The following is a 19,178-nucleotide window of genomic DNA, read 5'->3' as shown; positions in this document are numbered from 1 at the left end:
GCGCTCCGGGATGACGCGGTGATCAGAGTTGCGTGAGCGGGCTAGGCGCGCGCGCGCGGTCATGCTACCGCGCGAAGATGCAATCTACGAGCCTTCCTTTCAGCCGCGATCTGGTCCTTGTGGGCGGCGGTCACACCCACGCGCTGGTGCTGCGCAAATGGGCGATGGACCCGCTACCCGGCGCTCGCGTGACCATCATCGATCCCAACGCCACTGCCGCCTATTCGGGCATGCTGCCGGGCCATGTGGCGGGCCACTACACCCGCGCCGAGCTGGACATCGACCTGGTGCGGCTGTCGCAATTCGCAGGCGCGCGCTTTGTGCAGGGGCGCGCTTGTGCGGTGGATCGCGGACGCGGTGTCGTCCAGGTCGAGGGTCTGCCCGATATCGGCTACGACGTTCTGTCATTGGATGTGGGCATCACCAGCCGGATGCCGGATTTGCCGGGCTTTGCAGAATATGGCGTGCCCGCCAAGCCTTTGGGCCCCTTCGCGCAGCGCTGGGCGGCCTTCCGCGATGGCTCGGGTCCGGCGCAGGTCGTGATTCTCGGCGGCGGCGTGGCTGGTGTGGAGCTTGCGATGGCGATGGCCCACGGGCTGCGCGCGGTGGGCCGCGCACCGGAGGTCACGATCCTGGAACGCGACACCGCTTTGACCGCGGTCGGCGGCTCTGCGGCGGTGAAGCTGCGGGCGGCGATGCGCGCGGCGGGCGTGACACTGCGCGAGAACTGCGCGCCCGTGCGACTTCATTCGGGAGCGGTCGAGCTGGAGGATGGCAGCGAGTTGACAGCAGGCTTCGTGACAGGCGCGGCAGGGGCGCATCCCTATCCGTGGCTCGCCCAATCCGGCCTCACGGACGAGGCCGGGTTCGTCGAGGTCGACGCACGGCTGCGCACGCGCGATGGGTCGATCTTCGCCGTGGGCGACTGCGCGGAGATGGTAGAGACGCCGCGCGCCAAGGCCGGGGTCTACGCGGTGCGCCAGGCTCCGGTGCTGCTCAACAACCTGCGCGCGACGCTCTCGGGCGCGGGCGGTCTGCGGCCCTACGTGCCGCAAAAGGATTACCTCAAGCTGATCTCGCTCGGCGAGAAATCCGCGCAGGCCGAGAAGTTCGGGATTGCGCTGGCCGGGCCCGCTTTGTGGCGCTGGAAGGACCGGATTGATCGCAAGTTCATGGCGCAATTTGATGATCTGCCTGCGCCAGAGGCTCCTGACTTGCCTTGGCCACGCGCGGCGGGCGCGGCGTCTGAGGACAAGCCGCTTTGCGGTGGCTGCGGCTCGAAACTGGGGCGGGCCGTGTTGCAAAGTGCGTTGGGAGAGACGATTGGCGATGACAGCGCGGTGCTCGATACCGGAGGCGCGCAACAAGTGATCAGCACGGACCATCTGCGCGGGTTTCTGGCGGATCCGCTGGCGATGACCCGGATCGCGGCGGTGCATGCATTGGGCGACATCTGGGCCATGGGGGCAGCACCACAGGCGGCGCTGGCCCAGATCACGCTGCCGCGCCAGACGCCGGAACTGGCCGAACGGCATATGGCCGAGATCATGGAAACCGCCCGGGCGGTGATGGGTGAGGCAGGGGCCGAGATCGTCGGCGGTCACAGCACGATGGGCGCAGAATTGATCGTGGGGTTCACTGTGACCGGCCTGTGCGAACGCGCGCCAATCACGTTGGCGGGAGCGCGTCCCGGGGATCGTTTGATCCTGACCAAGCCGCTGGGCAGCGGTGTGCTGATGGCCGCTCATATGCGTCACGCGGGCCCCGGCGCAGACATCGCCGCTTGCCTCGCGCGGATGGCGCAACCGCAGGGGGCGGCGAGCGAGCTGTTGCGCGGCGCGTCGGCGATGACCGATGTGACCGGGTTCGGGCTGGCCGGTCATCTTCGCAATATCTGCGAGGCCTCCGGCGTGGGCGCGCGGATCATGTTGCGCGACATTCCATTGCTGAAAGGCGCGCTGGACCTGTCAGAGAAAGGCGTCCGCTCCAGCCTTTATGCGCAGAACCGTGCGGGCTTTGAAGATCTGGCGGATGACGGCCCCGCGGCCTTGCTGTTTGACCCGCAAACCGCTGGCGGATTGCTGGCGGCCATCGGGGGTGACGCGGACGCGATCTGCCGCGATCTGCGACAGGCAGGCTTCGAGGCTGCCGTGATCGGTGAGGTTACAGACGCGCCCGGTCAGATCGAGATCGTCTGAACCGTCTGCTCAATCCGCGCAGCCAGTGTGTCGAGCGCTTCCGACGTGAGCGCGTCGGTCTCAAGCCGCGCCGCGATATGCGCCTGCAGGTGGCCTGCGGATTTGGCGTAGGCCGGGTCGTAATGGTCAACCGCCAGCGCATGGCAGAGCGCGACTTGGTCGCCCGCTGCGATCAGCGCGTCCCAGCGATCGACGGTGGCATGACCGCGATACTTGCGAAGAGGCTCGAGCTTTTCGCGCAACGCAGGGCCGTCCGACAGGATGTCCGCATAGGCCTCGGCGAGGTATTTTGCCCGCGCGTCGAGAGGCGCCCGAACTTCGATGAGGGGCGCGCGCTGCATGGCCGACCAAAGCGACGGCGGGAGGTTCAGGACGCCGATCTTGCTGCTTTCGGCCTCGACGATCACCGGGCGGGCAGGGTCAAACCCGCTGAGCGCGACGGCAAGCGCCGTCTCGAAGGCCTTCTGGCTTGGCTGAGGCTCTGTTCGCGCACCAAGGAGCGATCCGCGGTGACGCGCCAACCCCTCGAGATCGAGCACCTGAACACCGCGCGCGCGCAGCTTGGCCAACAGCTCGGTCTTGGCGGTTCCGGTGTAGCCGCCGAGCCGGATCATGGGTTGAGCGAGGTCCTTGTCATAGAGGTCGGCGACCACAAGGCGGCGGAAGCTTCTGTAGCCGCCCTCGATCACCTCGGCCCGCCAGCCGATTTCGCGCAGCATCCAAGTGAAGGACCCGGACCGCTGCCCGCCGCGCCAGCAATAGACCAGGGGTCGCCACCCGCCGGGGTAGCCCGCTAGCGTGGTCTCTATGTGATTGGCGGCGTTTCGAAAGACCAGCGCCGCGCCGATTTTGCGCGCCTCGAACGAGGCGATCTGGGTGTAGATCGTGCCGACCCGCGCCCGCTCTTCATTGTCCAGAACGGGCAAATTGATCGCGCCGGGGACGTGGTCCTCGGCAAACTCCGCGGGACTGCGCACATCGATAACGGCATCTACGTCGGCTGAGAGAAGGTCCGGGAGAGAGGTGGGCTTGAACATCTCCGCGAGTGTATAGGTTCTGGGTGGTGCGAACCAGAACGAGATTGCCTATGTCACTGGGGCATGGCATCTGCGCCGCGCCGCCCGCGCGATCTGCCGCAGGGCTTGCTCTGGTCGCGCGTCCAATTGTTCGCGGGGCAAACGCAGCACCCCGAACCCCATGCCTATCAAACGCGCATCGCGTTTCTCTAGCCGGGTCGTGAACTGACCTTTTCCGGTGATCTCGACGACCAGACCTGCCTCAACACATAGAAAATCGACCACTAAGTTGCCAAGCGGAGCCTTTCGTCTGAATTTCAGATTGTCGAGTTTACGGTTCCGGAGCAACTGCCAGAGTTGATCTTCTGGTTCGGTCATCCATCGTCGAAGCGTGCGGGCTTTGCGTGTCGTTAGTCTCGCCATGTGGCTCAGGTTGCCATGCAAGTCCTAATAACAACTGAAGAGCCCTGGGAAGAAATCTCTCGCCCTCACCCCCAACCCCCTCTCCCCGAGGGAGAAGGGGGCATCGGCCTCAGAGAAATGCGCATGGATGCCTTTCAATGCCGTTTTGTCGATCAGCTGGCAGTTCCCCTCTCCCAATGGGAGAGGGGCTAGGGGTGAGGGACGTCGCTAATCAAGAGCGATATCGTCGCGAATGGGGAGGAATCTTTCCGGAGCGAGACCGCGGCATGTCTTGAACAGCTCCTCTAGCACTTCCTGCCCATCGTGCAAGAGATGGAGGATCCCGCGCCGCGAAGATCGGCGGCGCGCAGCGGAAACGTCCGCATCGAAGCGCGTCAAACGTTGGATCATGCGGCGCGCCCACTGGGAGAGATGGCCGTAGAGGCAATAGATCTCGGTCTGGTGTGTCTTGGTCATTGCGAGGCCGCGAAACTTCTCTGGGTCCGTTCCAAGATCGAACGGCATCGGCCGCATGCCGCCTTCGCCACGGATTAGTTTGTAGCGCCCGCCAAAGACCATGAAGAGGCGGCTATCCTACGGCGACAGCCCCGGTTGCGCGGCTTAAGGAGGCCCGGAACAGTTCTCTCTCACCAGCCAACGATCGCAGAGCTAGTTCCCATGATCAGACGTAAGCACGATCATTGACTCCGCCATCGGGTCGCTCTTTTCGGGGTAATCCAACTGAGCGCCCAGCGGGTCGTCGTATTGCTTGATCAGGCTCAGATACGGAGAACCACCGTGGCGCGTTCGTCGTAGCATTGGAAGGCTTGCGCCACTCTTTTCTCCGTATACGCGTCGAAGACCGGGTGCGGGCCGTGGCGCCCATTCGGCCCGCGCTCGATAATCAGAAATTATCAGAAATTTTAAGCGTTTGAAGCGGAAGGGTTAATTCGCCCTTAGCGCTCGCTCGACAGGGTGCCCCTTGGGAGATTGCGCCGTGCTGGCAGCGATCGCATTCGGGATGGACGATCCATGGCGGAGATGAAAACAGGGTTGGGCGGTCCTGCGGGCTTTGGCGAGAACGTCTTTTCGGGCGCATCTTTGACGACCGGCTCGCTTGTTGATGGCTGTGTCGAGGTGGATGTGACGTCCGTCTTCGGAGCAGACGGGCTGAGCCTGTTCGGCAAGACCTACTCTGAGCTGTTCATCAATTCTAATGGCGCGATCACTTTCGGCAGGGGCAGCACGGATTACGACATCAGCGGCGATGGCGATTTCAACGTTCCCGCGCTTTTGCCGTTCTATTCCGACGTCAACCTCAACAAGGGCGGCGATATTTATTGGGATCTGGACCCTGATGCCGGGCAGATCACGATCACCTGGGACAGCGTCGCACCCTACAGTGGCACGGGGGAGAACTCGTTTCAGGTTCTCCTGACCGATACCGGCGGCGGCAACATGTCGGTCGAGTATATCTACGGCGATATCCAGTGGGGGGAGAGCGGACAGAACCCGGCCTTTGTCGGGGTCACCGATGGCAAGAAGGCGACGTATGAGCTGGACGGTTCGAACGACGAAGGCGCCTTGGCAGGATACGAGAGCCTTGATTTCGGCGACGGAGACGGCAGCGGGACGTGGTCGTTCGACGTCATCGACGGGCTGCCGGAGGTCTTCAACGTCACCGGGAGCGAGGCGGATGACGACATGCGGCCCGGTGGCAATGGCCTTGCGAATGCGGCCATTTCCAGCGGCAATGACGTGGTGCACGCCTTGGCCGGGAATGATTATGTCGTGGGTGGCGCGGGCGATGACACGATTTACGGCGACGATGGCGATGACACGATCCTGAGCGGATCAACTGATGGGCAGGCCGATTGGACGATCATCGGCCATGGCTCAAATATCCATGGCACGACAGAGCAGGACCTTTTCGCTTTTACGGCGGAGGAGGGGGCCTTCGCGGTCATACGGCTGAATTACAGCCCCGAGTCCGCCGCCGCAGGCGATGGGGAGGCGGATTACATCCTGATGCAGACGACCGCGGACAACACCTACCTTGTGGTGGGTGATTTCGAGGCGGGCAAGGACAGCATCATCCTTCAGGAACCCTATGTGGGCATCACCTTCGCGTCGGGGGTTGGCTACACCGATGTCACGCTGACCTACGCCAACGGCAACCAGCAGGACTTCGAGATCTACCACTCCGGGATCTTCAATCCGGCGACCTTCTTCACGACGACGATGCCGGACCTTTCCCTGACGGATAATGACAGGCTGCTGGGCGGCGACGGCTCTGACGAGTTCGAGTTGGAGGATCGTTTTGGCAGCGACACGGTTGTGGGGGGCGAGGGCGGCTCCGACGGCGACCGGATCAACGCGGCGGGACTGTCGGCGGCGGTGACTGTCACCTTCGACGCAGACGAACGGGGCGCCCTGTCGGACGGGACCGACATGTTGTCCTTCTCGGAGGTCGAGGAGCTGATCCTCACCGGGGGCGACGACAGCGTCGATGCGTCCGCCTCGGGCTCTGGCGTGGCGATCGAGGCGGGCGCGGGGGCGGACACCTTGCTGGGCGGCACCGGCGGCGACACGATTTCGGGCGGCGATGGCTCCGACTTTATCGAAGGCGGCGACGGCGACGACCTGCTGATGACTGGCTTTGGGGACGACACGCTGCTGGGTGGGGAGGGGGCCGACACCCTGATGAACTCCGCGGGCGATGACAGCCTTGTGGGGGGCACGGGCGATGACGTGATTGTGGCGACTGCGGGGAATGACACGCTGGAGGGCGGCACCGGCGCGGATACGCTGATCGGCGGCACCGACGATGACAGCCTGTTGGGCGGGGATGGCGATGATGACCTTCGCGGCGATCTGGTGGGCATCGCGTTCAACCAGACCGGCACCGACGGTCTGGCGCAGGCGTCCGGGATCACCGATTTCCCGACGACGGCGCTGAGCATCGAGGTCACCTTCTCGACCACCGGCGGGGCTGTGGAGAACATGTTCGCCTCCTACGCCAGCCCGGGCGAGAGCGACGAATTCGCCTTGTTCGAGACCGGTGGCACCATCCAGATCAAGTTCCAGGGCATCGAGTTTGATACCGGGGTCGCGGGCTCGGGCATTCTGGACGGCGGGGTTCATACGCTGGGCGTCACATGGAACAGCGCCGATGGTGGCCTGCAGCTTTATGTCGACGGCACCAGCGTCTATTCGACGACGGTGGCCGCAGGTAGCCCGCTGGAGGCGGGCGGAACCTTCGTGCTGGGCCAAGAGCAGGATTCGAACGGTCAATTCGACAGCAACCAGGTGCTGCACGGAGATATCTATGGCGTCAGGCTTTACGATGACGTTCGCACACCCGGCGAGATGGCGACATCGGCTTTAGGTCCGGTGGCCGACAGCACTGACTTGAACCTTGTGGCCAACTGGCTGCCCGACCCCGCCACGGGGACCATCGAAGACTCCACCGGAAGCCACCCGATGACCCTGTCGGGCGATACGGCCCTTGCGTGGAGCGGCGGGGCCGACACGCTTGATGGCGGCGCGGGTGCGGACCGGCTTTACGGCGGCGGGGGCGATGACACGATCCTCGGCGGCGACGGGGCGGACACGGTCTTTGTGAATGACGGGTTCGGCAATGACCTTGTGCAGGGCGGCGCGGGCGGCACGGATATCGACCGGATTGATCTGTCGGAGGTCTCTGACGCGGTGACCGTGAGCCTCAGCGGTGACAAGGCGGGACTGATCACCGACGGTATCGATGTCATTTCCTTCTCGGAGATCGAGGAACTGGTGCTCAACGATCAGGCCAATTTCGTAAGCTCCGCGGCGGATGGCGACACGCTTGGCATCTATATCGACGCCGGTGGTGGCGACGACACGGTGCTGGGCGGCGACGACGGTGACACGATCCTCGCGGGCGCAGGACAGGACGTAATCACCGGTGGCGACGGCACCGACAGTATCGATGGCGGCGATGGCGATGACCTTCTGGTGTCCGGCAATGGCGACGACACCGTGCTTGGCGGCGCGGGCCAGGACACGATCGGCTACAATATAGACGCCGACCGGGTGGAGGGCGGCACGGGCGACGATTGGATCGCCAACACACAAGGGACCCGGTCCGACGGACGAACCACGGTCGAGGGCGGCGATGGTGTCGACACTTTCGCACTCGACGCCTCAAGCGGCGGGGTGTTTACGTCCGACCATGTCGTGGATCTGTCCTCCGGTGCTTTGACCTTTTCCGGCAGCGTGCGCGACGAGCTATCGGGGTTCGAAAATGTTGAAATCATCGAAAGCTCCGCCGGGGCCATCGGCGATGCGGGCAACAACGAGATCACGGCGACGGGCGATTTCCAGAACCAGCTGAGCGGCGGCGCGGGCAACGACACGATTGACGCGGGCGAGGGTGATGACAGCCTTTCGGGCGGCAGCGGCGATGACAGCCTGCTGGGCGGCGACGGCGCGGACACGTTCCTGGTCGAAGATGGGTTCGGCACGGATACGATCGCCGGTGGCGAGAGTGGCATCGACACCGACCGCGTCAATTTCGCGGGCATGACGACCGCGATAAATGTCACCTATTCCGCCAACAAGACCGGCACGGCCACTGACGGGACCGACACGCTGAATTTTGCGCAGATCGAGGCGCTGACCCTGACCGCGCAGGGCGACAGCGTCGATGCCCGTGCGACGAGCCTCGGACAGGAGATCGATGCAGGCGCTGGCAACGACACGCTTATGGGGGGCAGCGGCGACGATACGCTGACGGGCGGGGACGGTGCCGATGTCATCTCGGGCGGCGACGGCTCTGACTACATTGATGGCGGTGCGGGGGACGACTACCTGACCACCGGCCTTGGCAACGACACGCTGGTCGGCGGCGAGGGCAACGACACGCTGATGAACTCGGCGGGCGATGACAGCCTTGTGGGCGGCAGCGGCGACGACCTTATCATTGCCACCGCGGGCAACGACACGCTGGAGGGCGGCGACGGTGCGGACACGCTTGATGGCGGCTCGGAGAACGACCTGATCGACGGCGGGGCCGGGGATGATGTGATCTACACCGGTCTCGGTGATGACGTGGCCGACGGTGGCGATGGCGCGGACACGTTCCATGTGCATGGCGCGGAGAGCATCCGGTTCAACCAGACCGGCACGGACGGGCTGGCGACCACGACCGGGTTCTCGGATTTTCCGACGGATGCGCTGAGCTTCGAGATCGAGTTCAGTTCCACCGACAGTGGCACCTCCACGCCCTTCGCCTCCTACGCGACGGCGACGGAGCCCGACGAGTTCCGCTTCAACTCGAACAGTTCCGACGAGTTGGTGGTGGTCATCGGGGGCTCGTCGCTGAACACCGGTGTCAATGTCGCGGCGCTTTATGATGGCGCGCCCCACACGCTTGCGCTGACATGGGACAGCACCACTGGCGCGCTTGAGATCTATGCTGATGGCGCCTCGATCTATTCGGGAACGCTCGCGGCTGGGGACACGATTGACCAAGGCGGCACGTTCGTTCTGGGTCAGGAGCAGGACAGCCTTGGCGGCGGCTTCAATCCGGGTCAGGTGTTCGTCGGCGACATCCACAACGTCTCGATCTTCGATGATGTCCGCACCCCGGCGGAGGTCGTCTCGGACGCTGGCGACCACGAGGCGGACACCTCCAACCCCAATTTGGTCGCGGGCTGGATTCCCGATGCAGACACGGGCGGCCTCCGTGATCTGACCGGCAATCACACCATGACCATGTCGGGTGACACCCAGGTGGTCACGACGCTGGGGGGCAATGACACGATCACCGGCGGCGAAGGGGGCACCGATGACGACGTGCTTGACCTGTCCGCCCTGACCAACCCTGTCACGGTCACCTATTCCGGCGCGGAAGCGGGCACGGTGACCGACGGCACCGACACGGTCACCTTCTCCCAGATCGAGCGCGTGGTCTTGGGTGACCAGAATGACAGCGTCGATGCCACCGCCGTCGAAAATGGAAATTTCGGGGATCACCCGGGGATCAATCTTGATGCGGGCGGCGGCAATGACACCGTTCAAAGCGGCTGGGGTGCCGACACGATCGCGGGCGGTGCGGGCGATGACAGCATCGATGCCGATTATGGTGACGACTTCGTCGATGGCGGGGACGGTCAGGACACGCTGATCGGCAGTACGGGCAACGATACGTTGCAGGGGGGTGCCGGCGCTGACAGCCTGGATGGCGGTGTCGAGGCGGATACGCTGTCGGGCGGGACCGGCGATGACGCGCTGACCGGTGGCGACGGCGACGATGTGTTCACCTATGCCGTGGGCGACGGCGCCGATACGATTACCGACTTCAACTTTGGCAACACCGGCGCGTTGCGCGACGGGGATACGACCAATAACGACTTCATCGACCTGTCGGGCTTCTACGATAACATGCGCGAGCTGCGCGCGGATTTCGACGATGATGGCGTACTGAACCAGTCGAACACGACCGACGAAAATGGCAATGCGGTCGACTATTCCGACAATGCTGAATTCGCCTCCGGCGATGGTGTGACGTTCCAGGGCGCAAGCCGGGAGAGCTTTTCGAGCGACAATACCGGCGTGGCCTGCTTTGCTGCGGGCACCCTGATCGCGACGCCGCAAGGCGAGGTATCGGTCGAGCGTTTGCGCCCGGGCGATCTGGTGGAGACGCTCGATCACGGACCGCAACCGCTTGTGTGGGTCGCGTCGCGCCGTCTGGGGCGGGCAGAGCTGACGGCACATCCTAAACTCAAGCCAGTGCTGCTGGGCGCGGGCGCGTTTGGGCAGGCGCGCGAACTCGTCGTCTCGCCCCAGCATGCCGTCTTGCTGCGCCATGGCGGGCGGGAAGAGCTGGTGCGTGCGGTGCATCTGGCCCGCGGATCTGGCCACAAGGTCCGCCGCATGCGCGGCTGCCGGGAGGTGACCTACGTGCACCTGCTCTTCGATGCGCATCAGGTGATTTTCGCCAATGGCCGCGCAACCGAGAGCCTGTATCCCGGCCCCGAGGCGCTGAAAGCCCTCAGCGAGGAGGCGGCGTTGGACCTCATCGCGCGGTTCCCGGAGCTTGGCCCCGTCCGCGCCGGACGCAAGAGCGCTACGTGGCCCACCGCGCGCGCTTATGCCGACCCCGACACCGTGCCGCGTGACCTACAAGGCGTGGGCCGTTTCACACGGATTTTGGCATAGGTGCGCGCCGTGAGGAGGCCGGTGGGACGAGGCCCTCGCCAATGTGCGACGTCACCCAAATGCGAAACGCGGCAAAGTCTGCGGTTGCATCCTGCGGAACCCAAAAGCACTCGTGGATTAGGTTCGACCAAGAGTGTCTGGCGGTGAAACGAGTTGCTTCGCTGATGAATCGGGCCCATTGAGTTTTGAAGTTTGGTCGGTTCTTACTTTGCGTACGTCCGACTAGCCGATTGCCTCGCTGCGCCCGGCGGCTCGGCCGGAGAAGATGCAACCGCCCAGGAATGTACCCTCAAGCGCGTTGTAGCCGTGGTAGCCACCTCCGCCGAAGCCCGCGACCTCACCTGCCGCGAAGAGCCCCGGGATCACGGCGCCATCCGCTCCGACCATCTGGCTGTCGAGGTTCGTCTGCAAGCCGCCGAGCGTCTTTCGGGTGATCAGATTGAGCCGGACGGCGATCAGCGGGCCGTTGGCAGGGTCGAGAAACTTGTGCGGCTTGGCGGTGCGGATCAGCTTGTCGCCGCGGTAGTGACGGGCCGCTTGGATTGCGGTGATCTGTGCATCCTTGCTGAACGGATTGTCGACCTGCGCGTCGCGTGCCGTGATCTGGGCCCGCAGATGCGCCGCGTCGATCAGGGGCGCGCCCGCCAGCCCGTTCATACCCGCGACCAGCTCGTCGAGCGTGTCGGCCACGACGAAATCCTCGCCATGCTCCTTGAACGCCTCGACCGGGCCGGTCGCCCGTGTGCCGGACAGGATGCGCTGCTTGATGACCTCCCGCCATTTGGCGGAGGTGAAATCGGGGTTCTGCTCCGATCCGGAGAGCGCGAATTCCTTCTTGATCACCTTCTGTGTCAGCACGAACCAACTGTAATCATAGCCGCTGTCGAGGATCGCCTTGAACGTGCCATTGGTGTCGAAACCGGGCAAGGCGGGCGGCGCGAACCGCTGGCCCGTCGCGTCAAACCACATCGCCGACGGCCCCGGCAGAATGCGAATGCCGTGCTCCGGCCAGATGGGGTCCCAGTTCTTTACGCCCTCGGTGTAAAACCACAACCTATCCTTGTTGATCGCCTGGCCGCCCGCCTGCTCGGAAATTGCGATCATGCGACCGTCCACATGGGCTGGCACGCCGGAGAGCATGGTCTCGGGTGCGCGGCCCAGACGCTCTTTCGGCCAGATCTCGCGGATCAGCTCAAAATTGCCGCCAATCCCGCCGGAGGCGACGATCACGCTGGAGGCGTCGACCCGAAAATCGCCCACCGCCTCGCGGTTGGTACGCGCGCCCTGCACGGCGTCGTCGGGGGCCAAGGTCGCACCGCTTATCCCCTTCGCCGCACCGCCCTGCATCTCGATGCGGTCGACACGGTGGCGGTAGAGCATGGTGATCCGGCCTGCATCCTCATGGGCTTTGCAACGCCGGATGAAATGCTCCAACACCCCCGGCCCGGTGCCCCATGTGATGTGGAAGCGCGGGACAGAGTTGCCATGGCCATCAGCAAAGCCTCCGCCGCGCTCCGCCCACCCGACAACAGGGAACCAGCGCAGGCCCATCTTGTGAAGCCATGGGCGCATCTCGCCTGCCGCGAAATCCAGATAGGCCTCTGCCCATTTGCGCGGATAAGCGTCTTCGGGTCGGTCGAACCCGGCCGATCCCATCCAGTCGTTTAAAGCCAGCGCATGACTGTCCTTGATGCCCATGCGCCGCTGCTCCGGCGTGTCGATCATGAACAGGCCACCCAGCGACCAGAAGGCCTGACCGCCAAGGTTCTGCGGACCCTCTTGGTCGACGATCACCACGGACTTGCCGCGATCGCCCAGTTCGGCCGCGGCGGCCAGCCCTGCGAGGCCCGCGCCGATAATGACGACATCGGCCTTCATGACGCGCGTCTCCTCAGCCATAAAACGAAGGGGGTTGCCGTCAGGTACATGACCACGCCGTAGATTGCCGAGGGCAGGCCGATGGTCGGAATGCCGCTTGCGACCCCGGCGATGATCGGCGCCAGCGTGATGCCGAGCGTGCCGTTCTGGATGCCGACCTCGATGGAGATCGTCTTCTGTTCGGCCCGGGTCAGCCCGAGCGCGGCGGCGATCATGAGACCACCGAGCATCGTGACGATGTTCAAGGTTGCCAGGGCCGGACCGAGAGAGGCGAAATTCTCGACGAACAGGTCCCAGTTGGACGCGATCGCCGCCAGAATGATCAGCACGAAGAGCGCGCTTGCGAGCTTCAGAAGCCCAGGCTCGGCCCGGTTGGCGAAATCGGGCGCCAGCGCGCGTACGCCCATGCCAATCGCGACGGGCAGGGCGGTGATCAGGACCATCGCGAGGGCCAGCGACGTGACCGAGAAGTCCGGCGCGCTTTCGCCCATGAAATGGCGCACCGACCAGCCGACCAGCAGCGGCACGGTGACGATCGATATCAGTGAAATCAGCGCGGTGAGCGAGACCGACAAGGCCACATCGCCGCCCGCAAGCCTTGAGACCACGTTGGAGGTGACCCCGCCCGGGCAGAGCGCCAGCAGCATGACACCCGCCGCAATTGCGCCGCTCAGCCCGAAGATCATGATGACGAGATAGGCCACCAGCGGGATCAGCGCCAATTGGCACAGCGCCCCGATGGCGAAGACCCAGCCGCGCTCGGCCACGCGTCGGAAGTCTGCGGGCACCAGCCCGACGCCGAGGCTGAACATGATCACCGCCAGGGACAGAGGCAGGACGACGGTGACCAGTATGTCCATGATGTGCCCTCCTGCGGCCTCTAGACTGCGGGGAGCGCAACATATTCGCCGTTGGAAATCAACGCGCGTGACGCGAAACCCGACGACACGGCGCGCGTCGTATCTCGCCTACTCGGCGGCTTGGGCCTTTTCTTTGCGCGGCGTCCTCGACGTGCCGGTCAGGCCGCCCAAGACAGACGCCACCCCGGTGGAGATGTGGTGCACGAGGATGAACACCGCGGGGATCGCAAGGATGATCACGCCGGTCCCGATCAGTACGCCGTAGCCGATGGATACGGCGAGCGGGATCAGGAACTGGGCCTGCAAAGAGGTTTCCATGATCAACGGGTAGACCCCGAGGAAAGTGGTGATCGACGTCAGCAGGATCGGGCGGAAGCGGTCCTTCGTTCCCTCGACCACCGCATCCTTCACCGCGTAGCCGCGGTCGAGATACTCGTTGTAGAGATCGATCATCACCAGGCTGTTGTTGATCACCACCCCGGCCAATCCGATGATACCGAAGAAGCTCAGCAGGCCCAGGGGGATGCCAAGGATCACATGCCCCGTCACCGCGCCGATCAGGCCCAGCGGGATCGCGATCATCACCACGAGTGGCTGCACAAAGCTGCGGAAGATCATTGCCAGCAGCGCAAAGATCACGAAAAGCGCGATGCCTAGTGCCTGTCCAAGCGCCGCTTGCGCGTCGCCTTGCGTTTCCTGCTCGCCGCCGAAGCTGGCGTTCAGGCCCGGGTTCGCCTCGAGCAGAGGGGGCAGCAGATCTTCGCGGATGATGCGATTGGCCTCGCCATTGGTGATGACGCTTTCATCCACATCCGCCGTGACGGTCGTCACGCGCCGCCCGTTCTGGCGCAGAATTTCGGATGGGGACAGCCCCTCGACAAGCCGCGCGACGGTGGAAAGTGGAATGAGATCGCCTGACGCGGTCGCGATACGCGTGTCGAGGAGGTCCGACAGGCTGTCGCGGTCGTCTGACGGGAAACGCACCACGACCTCGACGCTATCCTGTCCGCGCTGAACTGTTGTGGCCTCGACCCCGAAAAAGCCGTTGCGGGTCTGGGTGGCGAGGTCTTGCAAGGTCAACCCGTAAAGGCGCGCTTCGGGCTTAAGCTCCAGTTTGTATTCAAGCTTGCCCGACGAGTTGTCATCGAGGATCTGAAATATGCCCGGGACCGAGGACAGCCCCTCGCGCAGCTCGGAGACGATGGGAGAGATGTCCTGCTCGCCCGGCAGGGACAGCTCCACCGCAATCGCATCGCCCGCATCGACGAGCGAGGACGAGATTGTCAAAGTGTTGACCCCGGCGATCTGGCCCACTTCCTCGCGCCACAGCGCCTCATAGGCGGCGGTCTCCCAATCGCGGGCGGAGGCTTTGGTGACTTCGACAACGACTTGCGCGAGCGTTGGTGCGGTGGGGGCGGCATCGCCCGTGGGCCCGCCGCCGCCGGCGCCGATGCCGACCACGACATACTGACCAATCACAACATCTGGCGCGTCGTCGGGCAGTGTTTCCTGCAGGCGGTCGCCCGCCCGGATCGCGGCGAGACGCAAAGTCTCGGCCACGTTTTCGGTGCGGTCAAAAGTGGTGCCATCGTTCATCTCGACCGCGGCGGTGACGAATTCGCCTTGGATCTCTGGGAAAAAGCTGAACCGCACGTAACCGTGGGTGATCAGCCCGATGGTGATGGTCATCAGCGCGATGACACCCGCAATCGGCACGAGAAAGCGGGTGACGCAGAAGCGAAGGATTGCATCGAGAGGATTGCGAATGAACCATTGCAAGCCACGGTCGATGACGCGGCGCACGGCCCCGATCATGCGAAAGACGATGTTAGGCCGGTAGTCTGGTCCGATATCAAGGTTCGACAGGTTGCGCGGAAGGATCAGGAGGGCCTGCAGCATCGACAGCGTCAGGACGATCATCACCACGGTCGGGATGTCGCCCAGAAACGAGCCAAGCGGCGCAGGCATCTGCAAAAGCGGCCAAAAGGCAACGAGCGTGGTCAGGGTGGAAAATACCACCGGGACTGCGATCCGCTGAGTGCCCTTCACCGCCGCCTCCAGCGGGGCCGCGCCGTCTTCGCCGTTCTTGTAGATGTTCTCGGACACCACGATGGCGTTATCGACCACGATCCCGATAGCGAGGATGAACCCAAAAAGCGAGATCATGTTGATCGACATGCCCAAAATGCCCATCACGATGAAGGTCGCCGCGAAGCTGATACCGATGCCGACGGCCGACCAAAAAGCCAGCCGGATGTCGAGAAAGAGCGCAAGACACAAGATCACCAACGACAGGCCGATGGCCGCGTTTTCGGTGAGCAGGTCTATGCGCGATTGCAGCTGTGTGGCCTCGTTCTGCCAGATGGTCGCTTCGATCCCTTGCTCGAGAGAGGGGCGGAAGTCCTGGGCCAGATGGGCCTCTGCCAAGGCCACGATTTCCAACACTTGCTCGTCGCCGACGCGGTAGACATTGACCGAAACAGACGGGTCGCCGTTGAAGGTCGAGGACAGGTCGCTGTCCTCGAACCCGTCGCGCACGGTAGCCACGTCGCGCAGCAGAACCTGCGCCCCGGTGTCATTGGCGCGGATCACGATATTTTCGAAATCGGCCTGCGTGTAGTTGCGCCCCACGGTGCGGATCGGGATTGCCACGCTTTGCGTCTCAATCGAACCACCGGGCAATTCCAGTGAATTCAGCCCGACGATCTGGGCCACTTCGCCCAGGGTCATGCCGTAGGCACGCAGCGTGTCGCGGTCGATTTCGATGCTGATCTCGTAGTCGCGGACATTGCTGACTTCCGCAAACGAGATGCCGTCGATGGCGATCAACTCGTTCTTGAGGCGGCGGGCCTCTTCCTTGAGCACCTGTTCGGACGCGTCGCCGTGGACTGCGATTTCGAGCACCCGGGTAGAGTTGTCAGAGCGCACGACGACCGGGTCATCCGCGTCGTCCGGGAAAACGGTGATGCCTTCGACTTCTGTTTTCACTTCATCGAGCTTGGCTTCGATATCCTCGCCATCAAGGAAGGTGACCGTGATACCGCCGCGCCCTTCGGAGATGTTGGCCGTGATGTCGTCGATGCCATCTACGCCGCTCAGCTCGTCCTCTATCGGCCGCACGATGCTGGCCTGAATTTCCGTGGGTGACGCGCCGGGATAGCTGACCGAGATCGACACGGAGTCGAGCGCAAATTCCGGAAAGGTCTTTTGCGGCAGGTTCATCGCCGTTAGCGCACCGGCCCCGACCATCAACATCATTGCCAGCCACGCGGCGACGGGATGCTCGGTCATCCATTTGATTGCTGCGTTCATTACCCCATACTCCCGCTAGTCGACCACAAGGGTGGTCTGGACCTCGGGTGAGGCCACGTCCTGCAACGCCACGCCCGGTTGCGGCGCGGAGAGGGTCGTCAGGATCAGGCGGTCCTCGGGCTCAAGGCCCGTCATCCGCACATAGGACGTCTCACCATCCACATGGATCCGCTCGGCGGGATGAAAGGCCAGCGCGCCATCCCGCAACAGCCACACCCGGTCGCCGCCGCGCAGGGCTGTTGAGGGGATTGCGTAGGTGTTGTCCGGCTCGATCCCGTCGATGACAACCTTGGCGAATGCGTTGATCAGCGCGGGCGGAGCACCGGCGGCGAATTCCGCTGTACTTTCAATGCGGTCGCGCAGGGCGACGGTAACGGTGAGCGTGCGAGTTTGCGGATCAAGCGCCGGGTCGACCCGCACGACCTGCGCGTTCCAGCGCTTCTGTTCGCCCGCGAATTCGATAGAGACCGACGCGGGCGCCGCGTTCCCTTCGAAAAGCCCCGGGATCAGGGTCGCGTCAAGTTCGCGGATCGCGATACTGACCTCCATGCGGTCGTCGGTGTAGATTTGCGCGATCGGTGTACCGCCCGCGACCACGTTGCCGATTTCGGCCTCTTTGGATTGGACCGAGCCATCAAATGGCGCCCGCACGATTTTGTTCTCCAGCGCAATCTCGGCGGAAGAGAGCTGCGCGCGCTGGCCTTCCAGATTGGCGCGGATTTCGTTTTGCTGGCCAAGCAAATCGTCCACGGTTGCCTGCGACACGGCATTGCGGTCCCGTAGGCTTTGCGCGCGATCAAGCTGGGTCGTCACGAGGTCCAACCGGGCCTCTGTTGCGGCGATCGAGGCGCGGGCCTGTTCAATCTGCGCGCGCTCGGCGCTCGCGTCGATCTCGACGAGGATGTCACCCTCGTCGAAGGGTCCGCGGTCTGTGATCGCGGGATGCAGCATCACGATGCGTCCTCCGGTCGGCGCAGAGACCGCAACAGTGCGAAATGGCTCGACGAAACCTTCGCCACGTATGGGCAATGGCCGTGAGACGGGCGTGAAATCCGCGGTCTCGACCAGCGTGGGCTGGCGGGGGGCGGGCTCTGCCTCGACCACCTCCTTATTTGCGCCAAGATACTGGAACCCGGCATAACCGCCGCCGATGATCGCGATGGCCACAACGATCCAGAACAGTTCGCGCAAGGCGGTCGTCATGTATCCCAGAAGCTTCTTCATTTCACGTACTCCGTGACGCGCTAATGACCAGCTGGTCAGTACGAAGTAAACTGTGTTGTTCACCCCTGAATTCAAGGCATCGATTTGATTTTACCGGGCCGGCGCATGATATAGGTCGCTCAGTGCACAAAGCGCCTTCAGGAAAGTGTCAGACATGGAAACGGACGCGGGCGGCAAAAACAAGCGGGCGAGGCCGAGGCGGCGCAAAGAGGCGCGCCCGAGCGAAATCGTGGCCGCCGGGATCGAGGAATTCGAGGCGCACGGCTTCCTTGGCGCAAATCTCAATCGCATCGCCAAGGCGGCGGGTATCTCCAAAGGCACGATTTATCTATATTTTCCGTCCAAGGAGGCACTTTTTCTGGCGGCCATCGAAGAGCATGTCGCAGCCGTCATGGGCGAGGCCGAGGCCGATCTGGCCACCGAGGCCGGAACGACGCGAGAGCTTCTGACCAAGCTGCTGCGCAACATGTATGCCCGCTTCGCCGAGGGCCGTGCGCAGGCCCTGTTCCGCATCCTGATCACTGAAGGGGACCGCATCCCCGACGTGCTTGCCAGCTACCACGCAATGACGATCCGCCGCGGATCGACCTTGCTTTCGGCGATCCTGTCCCGCGGGCTTGAGCGGGGCGAGGTGCGCGATAGCGCCGTGCTAGCGACCCCCCATGTCATCATCGCGCCTGCGGTGTACTATTCGATCCACAACATGATGTTCCGCGAGGCGCAGCCCTTGGCCTACGAGAGCTATTTCGATGCGCATATCGACATGATCCTGCACGGAGTTCTGTCGGCTGAAGCGCATTGACGCCAGCGGCGATTTTCCGGTCAAGCCGTGCGCGCGGCCTTGACGCCTGCCGAGCTATAAAATACGACCGGACCACTCTGAGCGGGTATGGTGAAATGGTATCATAAGAGCCTTCCAAGCTTAAGGTGCGGGTTCGATTCCCGCTACCCGCTCCAAAGCATCCAGCAGGTCCAGCGTCATCGTTTTCGATGCTCCCATGATACGTATTTGTCGATCGTCTTTAAGCGCGAAAACTGACCGCTCGCATAAATCCGTTTGCTTTCCGGCGCGGAGTTCGGCTTCC

General features: G+C 63.7%; 11 protein-coding genes and 1 tRNA gene. 4 read left to right on the top strand and 8 right to left on the bottom strand.

The features are described from left to right. Window positions 1-77: 77 nt before the first annotated feature. Entirely contained in the window at window positions 78-2,198 is a 2,121-nt protein-coding gene (selD, locus tag C8N43_RS14865; RefSeq protein WP_107846553.1) for a selenide, water dikinase SelD, read from the top strand. Here the strand turns inward: selD and mnmH are convergent. The 4 genes from mnmH to C8N43_RS19650 form a co-directional block, all read right to left on the bottom strand. After that, window positions 2,180-3,235, bottom strand: a complete 1,056-nt coding sequence (gene mnmH, locus C8N43_RS14860) for a tRNA 2-selenouridine(34) synthase MnmH (protein ID WP_107846552.1) — start codon at window positions 3,233-3,235, stop codon at window positions 2,180-2,182. The genes selD and mnmH overlap by 19 nt on opposite strands. 48 nt (window positions 3,236-3,283) lie before the next feature. After that, the gene (locus tag C8N43_RS14855; RefSeq protein ID WP_107846551.1) at window positions 3,284-3,637 is read right to left on the bottom strand and encodes a DUF559 domain-containing protein; all 354 of its coding nucleotides are present in this window, start codon (window positions 3,635-3,637) and stop codon (window positions 3,284-3,286) included. A 207-nt stretch (window positions 3,638-3,844) separates the two neighbouring features. After that, on the bottom strand, window positions 3,845-4,141 hold the full coding sequence (locus C8N43_RS14850; RefSeq protein ID WP_146174233.1) for a hypothetical protein: 297 nt from the start codon (window positions 4,139-4,141) through the stop codon (window positions 3,845-3,847). 144 nt (window positions 4,142-4,285) lie between these two features. Continuing rightward, entirely contained in the window at window positions 4,286-4,435 is a 150-nt protein-coding gene (locus C8N43_RS19650; protein WP_158269991.1) for a hypothetical protein, read from the bottom strand. A gap of 213 nt (window positions 4,436-4,648) precedes the next feature. Between C8N43_RS19650 and C8N43_RS14845 the strand changes: the two genes are divergently transcribed. After that, window positions 4,649-10,819, top strand: a complete 6,171-nt coding sequence (locus C8N43_RS14845) for a Hint domain-containing protein (RefSeq protein ID WP_107846549.1) — start codon at window positions 4,649-4,651, stop codon at window positions 10,817-10,819. A 222-nt stretch (window positions 10,820-11,041) separates the two neighbouring features. Here the strand turns inward: C8N43_RS14845 and C8N43_RS14840 are convergent, their stop codons facing one another. The 4 genes from C8N43_RS14840 to C8N43_RS14825 form a co-directional block, all read right to left on the bottom strand. Continuing rightward, window positions 11,042-12,718, bottom strand: coding sequence for an FAD-binding dehydrogenase (locus C8N43_RS14840; RefSeq protein WP_107846548.1), 1,677 nt, complete (start codon window positions 12,716-12,718; stop codon window positions 11,042-11,044). After that, a complete protein-coding gene (locus C8N43_RS14835; RefSeq protein ID WP_107846547.1) occupies window positions 12,694-13,557 on the bottom strand; it encodes a bile acid:sodium symporter family protein in 864 nt (287 codons plus the stop codon). The genes C8N43_RS14840 and C8N43_RS14835 overlap by 25 nt, the downstream gene beginning before the upstream one ends. Window positions 13,558-13,665: 108 nt before the next feature. Further along, the gene (locus C8N43_RS14830) at window positions 13,666-16,869 is read right to left on the bottom strand and encodes an efflux RND transporter permease subunit (RefSeq protein ID WP_245913042.1); all 3,204 of its coding nucleotides are present in this window, start codon (window positions 16,867-16,869) and stop codon (window positions 13,666-13,668) included. A 15-nt stretch (window positions 16,870-16,884) separates the two neighbouring features. Next, window positions 16,885-18,093: an efflux RND transporter periplasmic adaptor subunit gene (locus tag C8N43_RS14825; RefSeq protein ID WP_107846546.1), complete on the bottom strand. Its 1,209-nt coding sequence runs from the start codon at window positions 18,091-18,093 to the stop codon at window positions 16,885-16,887. Window positions 18,094-18,247: 154 nt separating this feature from the next. Between C8N43_RS14825 and C8N43_RS14820 the strand changes: the two genes are divergently transcribed. Both C8N43_RS14820 and C8N43_RS14815 read left to right on the top strand, forming a co-directional pair. Then, window positions 18,248-18,895 carry a TetR/AcrR family transcriptional regulator gene (locus C8N43_RS14820; protein ID WP_107846545.1) on the top strand — a complete coding sequence of 216 codons (648 nt, stop codon included), beginning with the start codon at window positions 18,248-18,250 and terminating at the stop codon, window positions 18,893-18,895. Between the two features lie 81 nt (window positions 18,896-18,976). Continuing rightward, window positions 18,977-19,050, top strand: a tRNA-Gly gene (locus C8N43_RS14815). Window positions 19,051-19,178: the final 128 nt, after the last annotated feature.

The sequence above is a fragment of the Litoreibacter ponti genome, assembly GCF_003054285.1.
In the GTDB taxonomy this organism is placed as follows: domain Bacteria; phylum Pseudomonadota; class Alphaproteobacteria; order Rhodobacterales; family Rhodobacteraceae; genus Litoreibacter; species Litoreibacter ponti.
The sequence above is the reverse complement of the archived record's forward strand: the minus strand, read 5'-3'. Positions and strand labels throughout refer to the sequence as shown.

Excerpts from the sequence above, each read along its gene's own strand:
- selD (WP_107846553.1), top strand. The coding sequence starts at position 78 with ATGCAATCTACGAGCCTTCCTTTCAGCCGCGATCTGGTCCTTGTGGGC.
- mnmH (WP_107846552.1), bottom strand. The coding sequence starts at position 3,235 with ATGTTCAAGCCCACCTCTCTCCCGGACCTTCTCTCAGCCGACGTAGAT.
- C8N43_RS14855 (WP_107846551.1), bottom strand. The coding sequence starts at position 3,637 with ATGGCGAGACTAACGACACGCAAAGCCCGCACGCTTCGACGATGGATG.
- C8N43_RS14850 (WP_146174233.1), bottom strand. The coding sequence starts at position 4,141 with ATGCCGTTCGATCTTGGAACGGACCCAGAGAAGTTTCGCGGCCTCGCA.
- C8N43_RS19650 (WP_158269991.1), bottom strand. The coding sequence starts at position 4,435 with ATGCTACGACGAACGCGCCACGGTGGTTCTCCGTATCTGAGCCTGATC.
- C8N43_RS14845 (WP_107846549.1), top strand. The coding sequence starts at position 4,649 with ATGGCGGAGATGAAAACAGGGTTGGGCGGTCCTGCGGGCTTTGGCGAG.
- C8N43_RS14840 (WP_107846548.1), bottom strand. The coding sequence starts at position 12,718 with ATGGCTGAGGAGACGCGCGTCATGAAGGCCGATGTCGTCATTATCGGC.
- C8N43_RS14835 (WP_107846547.1), bottom strand. The coding sequence starts at position 13,557 with ATGGACATACTGGTCACCGTCGTCCTGCCTCTGTCCCTGGCGGTGATC.
- C8N43_RS14830 (WP_245913042.1), bottom strand. The coding sequence starts at position 16,869 with ATGAACGCAGCAATCAAATGGATGACCGAGCATCCCGTCGCCGCGTGG.
- C8N43_RS14825 (WP_107846546.1), bottom strand. The coding sequence starts at position 18,093 with ATGAAGAAGCTTCTGGGATACATGACGACCGCCTTGCGCGAACTGTTC.
- C8N43_RS14820 (WP_107846545.1), top strand. The coding sequence starts at position 18,248 with ATGGAAACGGACGCGGGCGGCAAAAACAAGCGGGCGAGGCCGAGGCGG.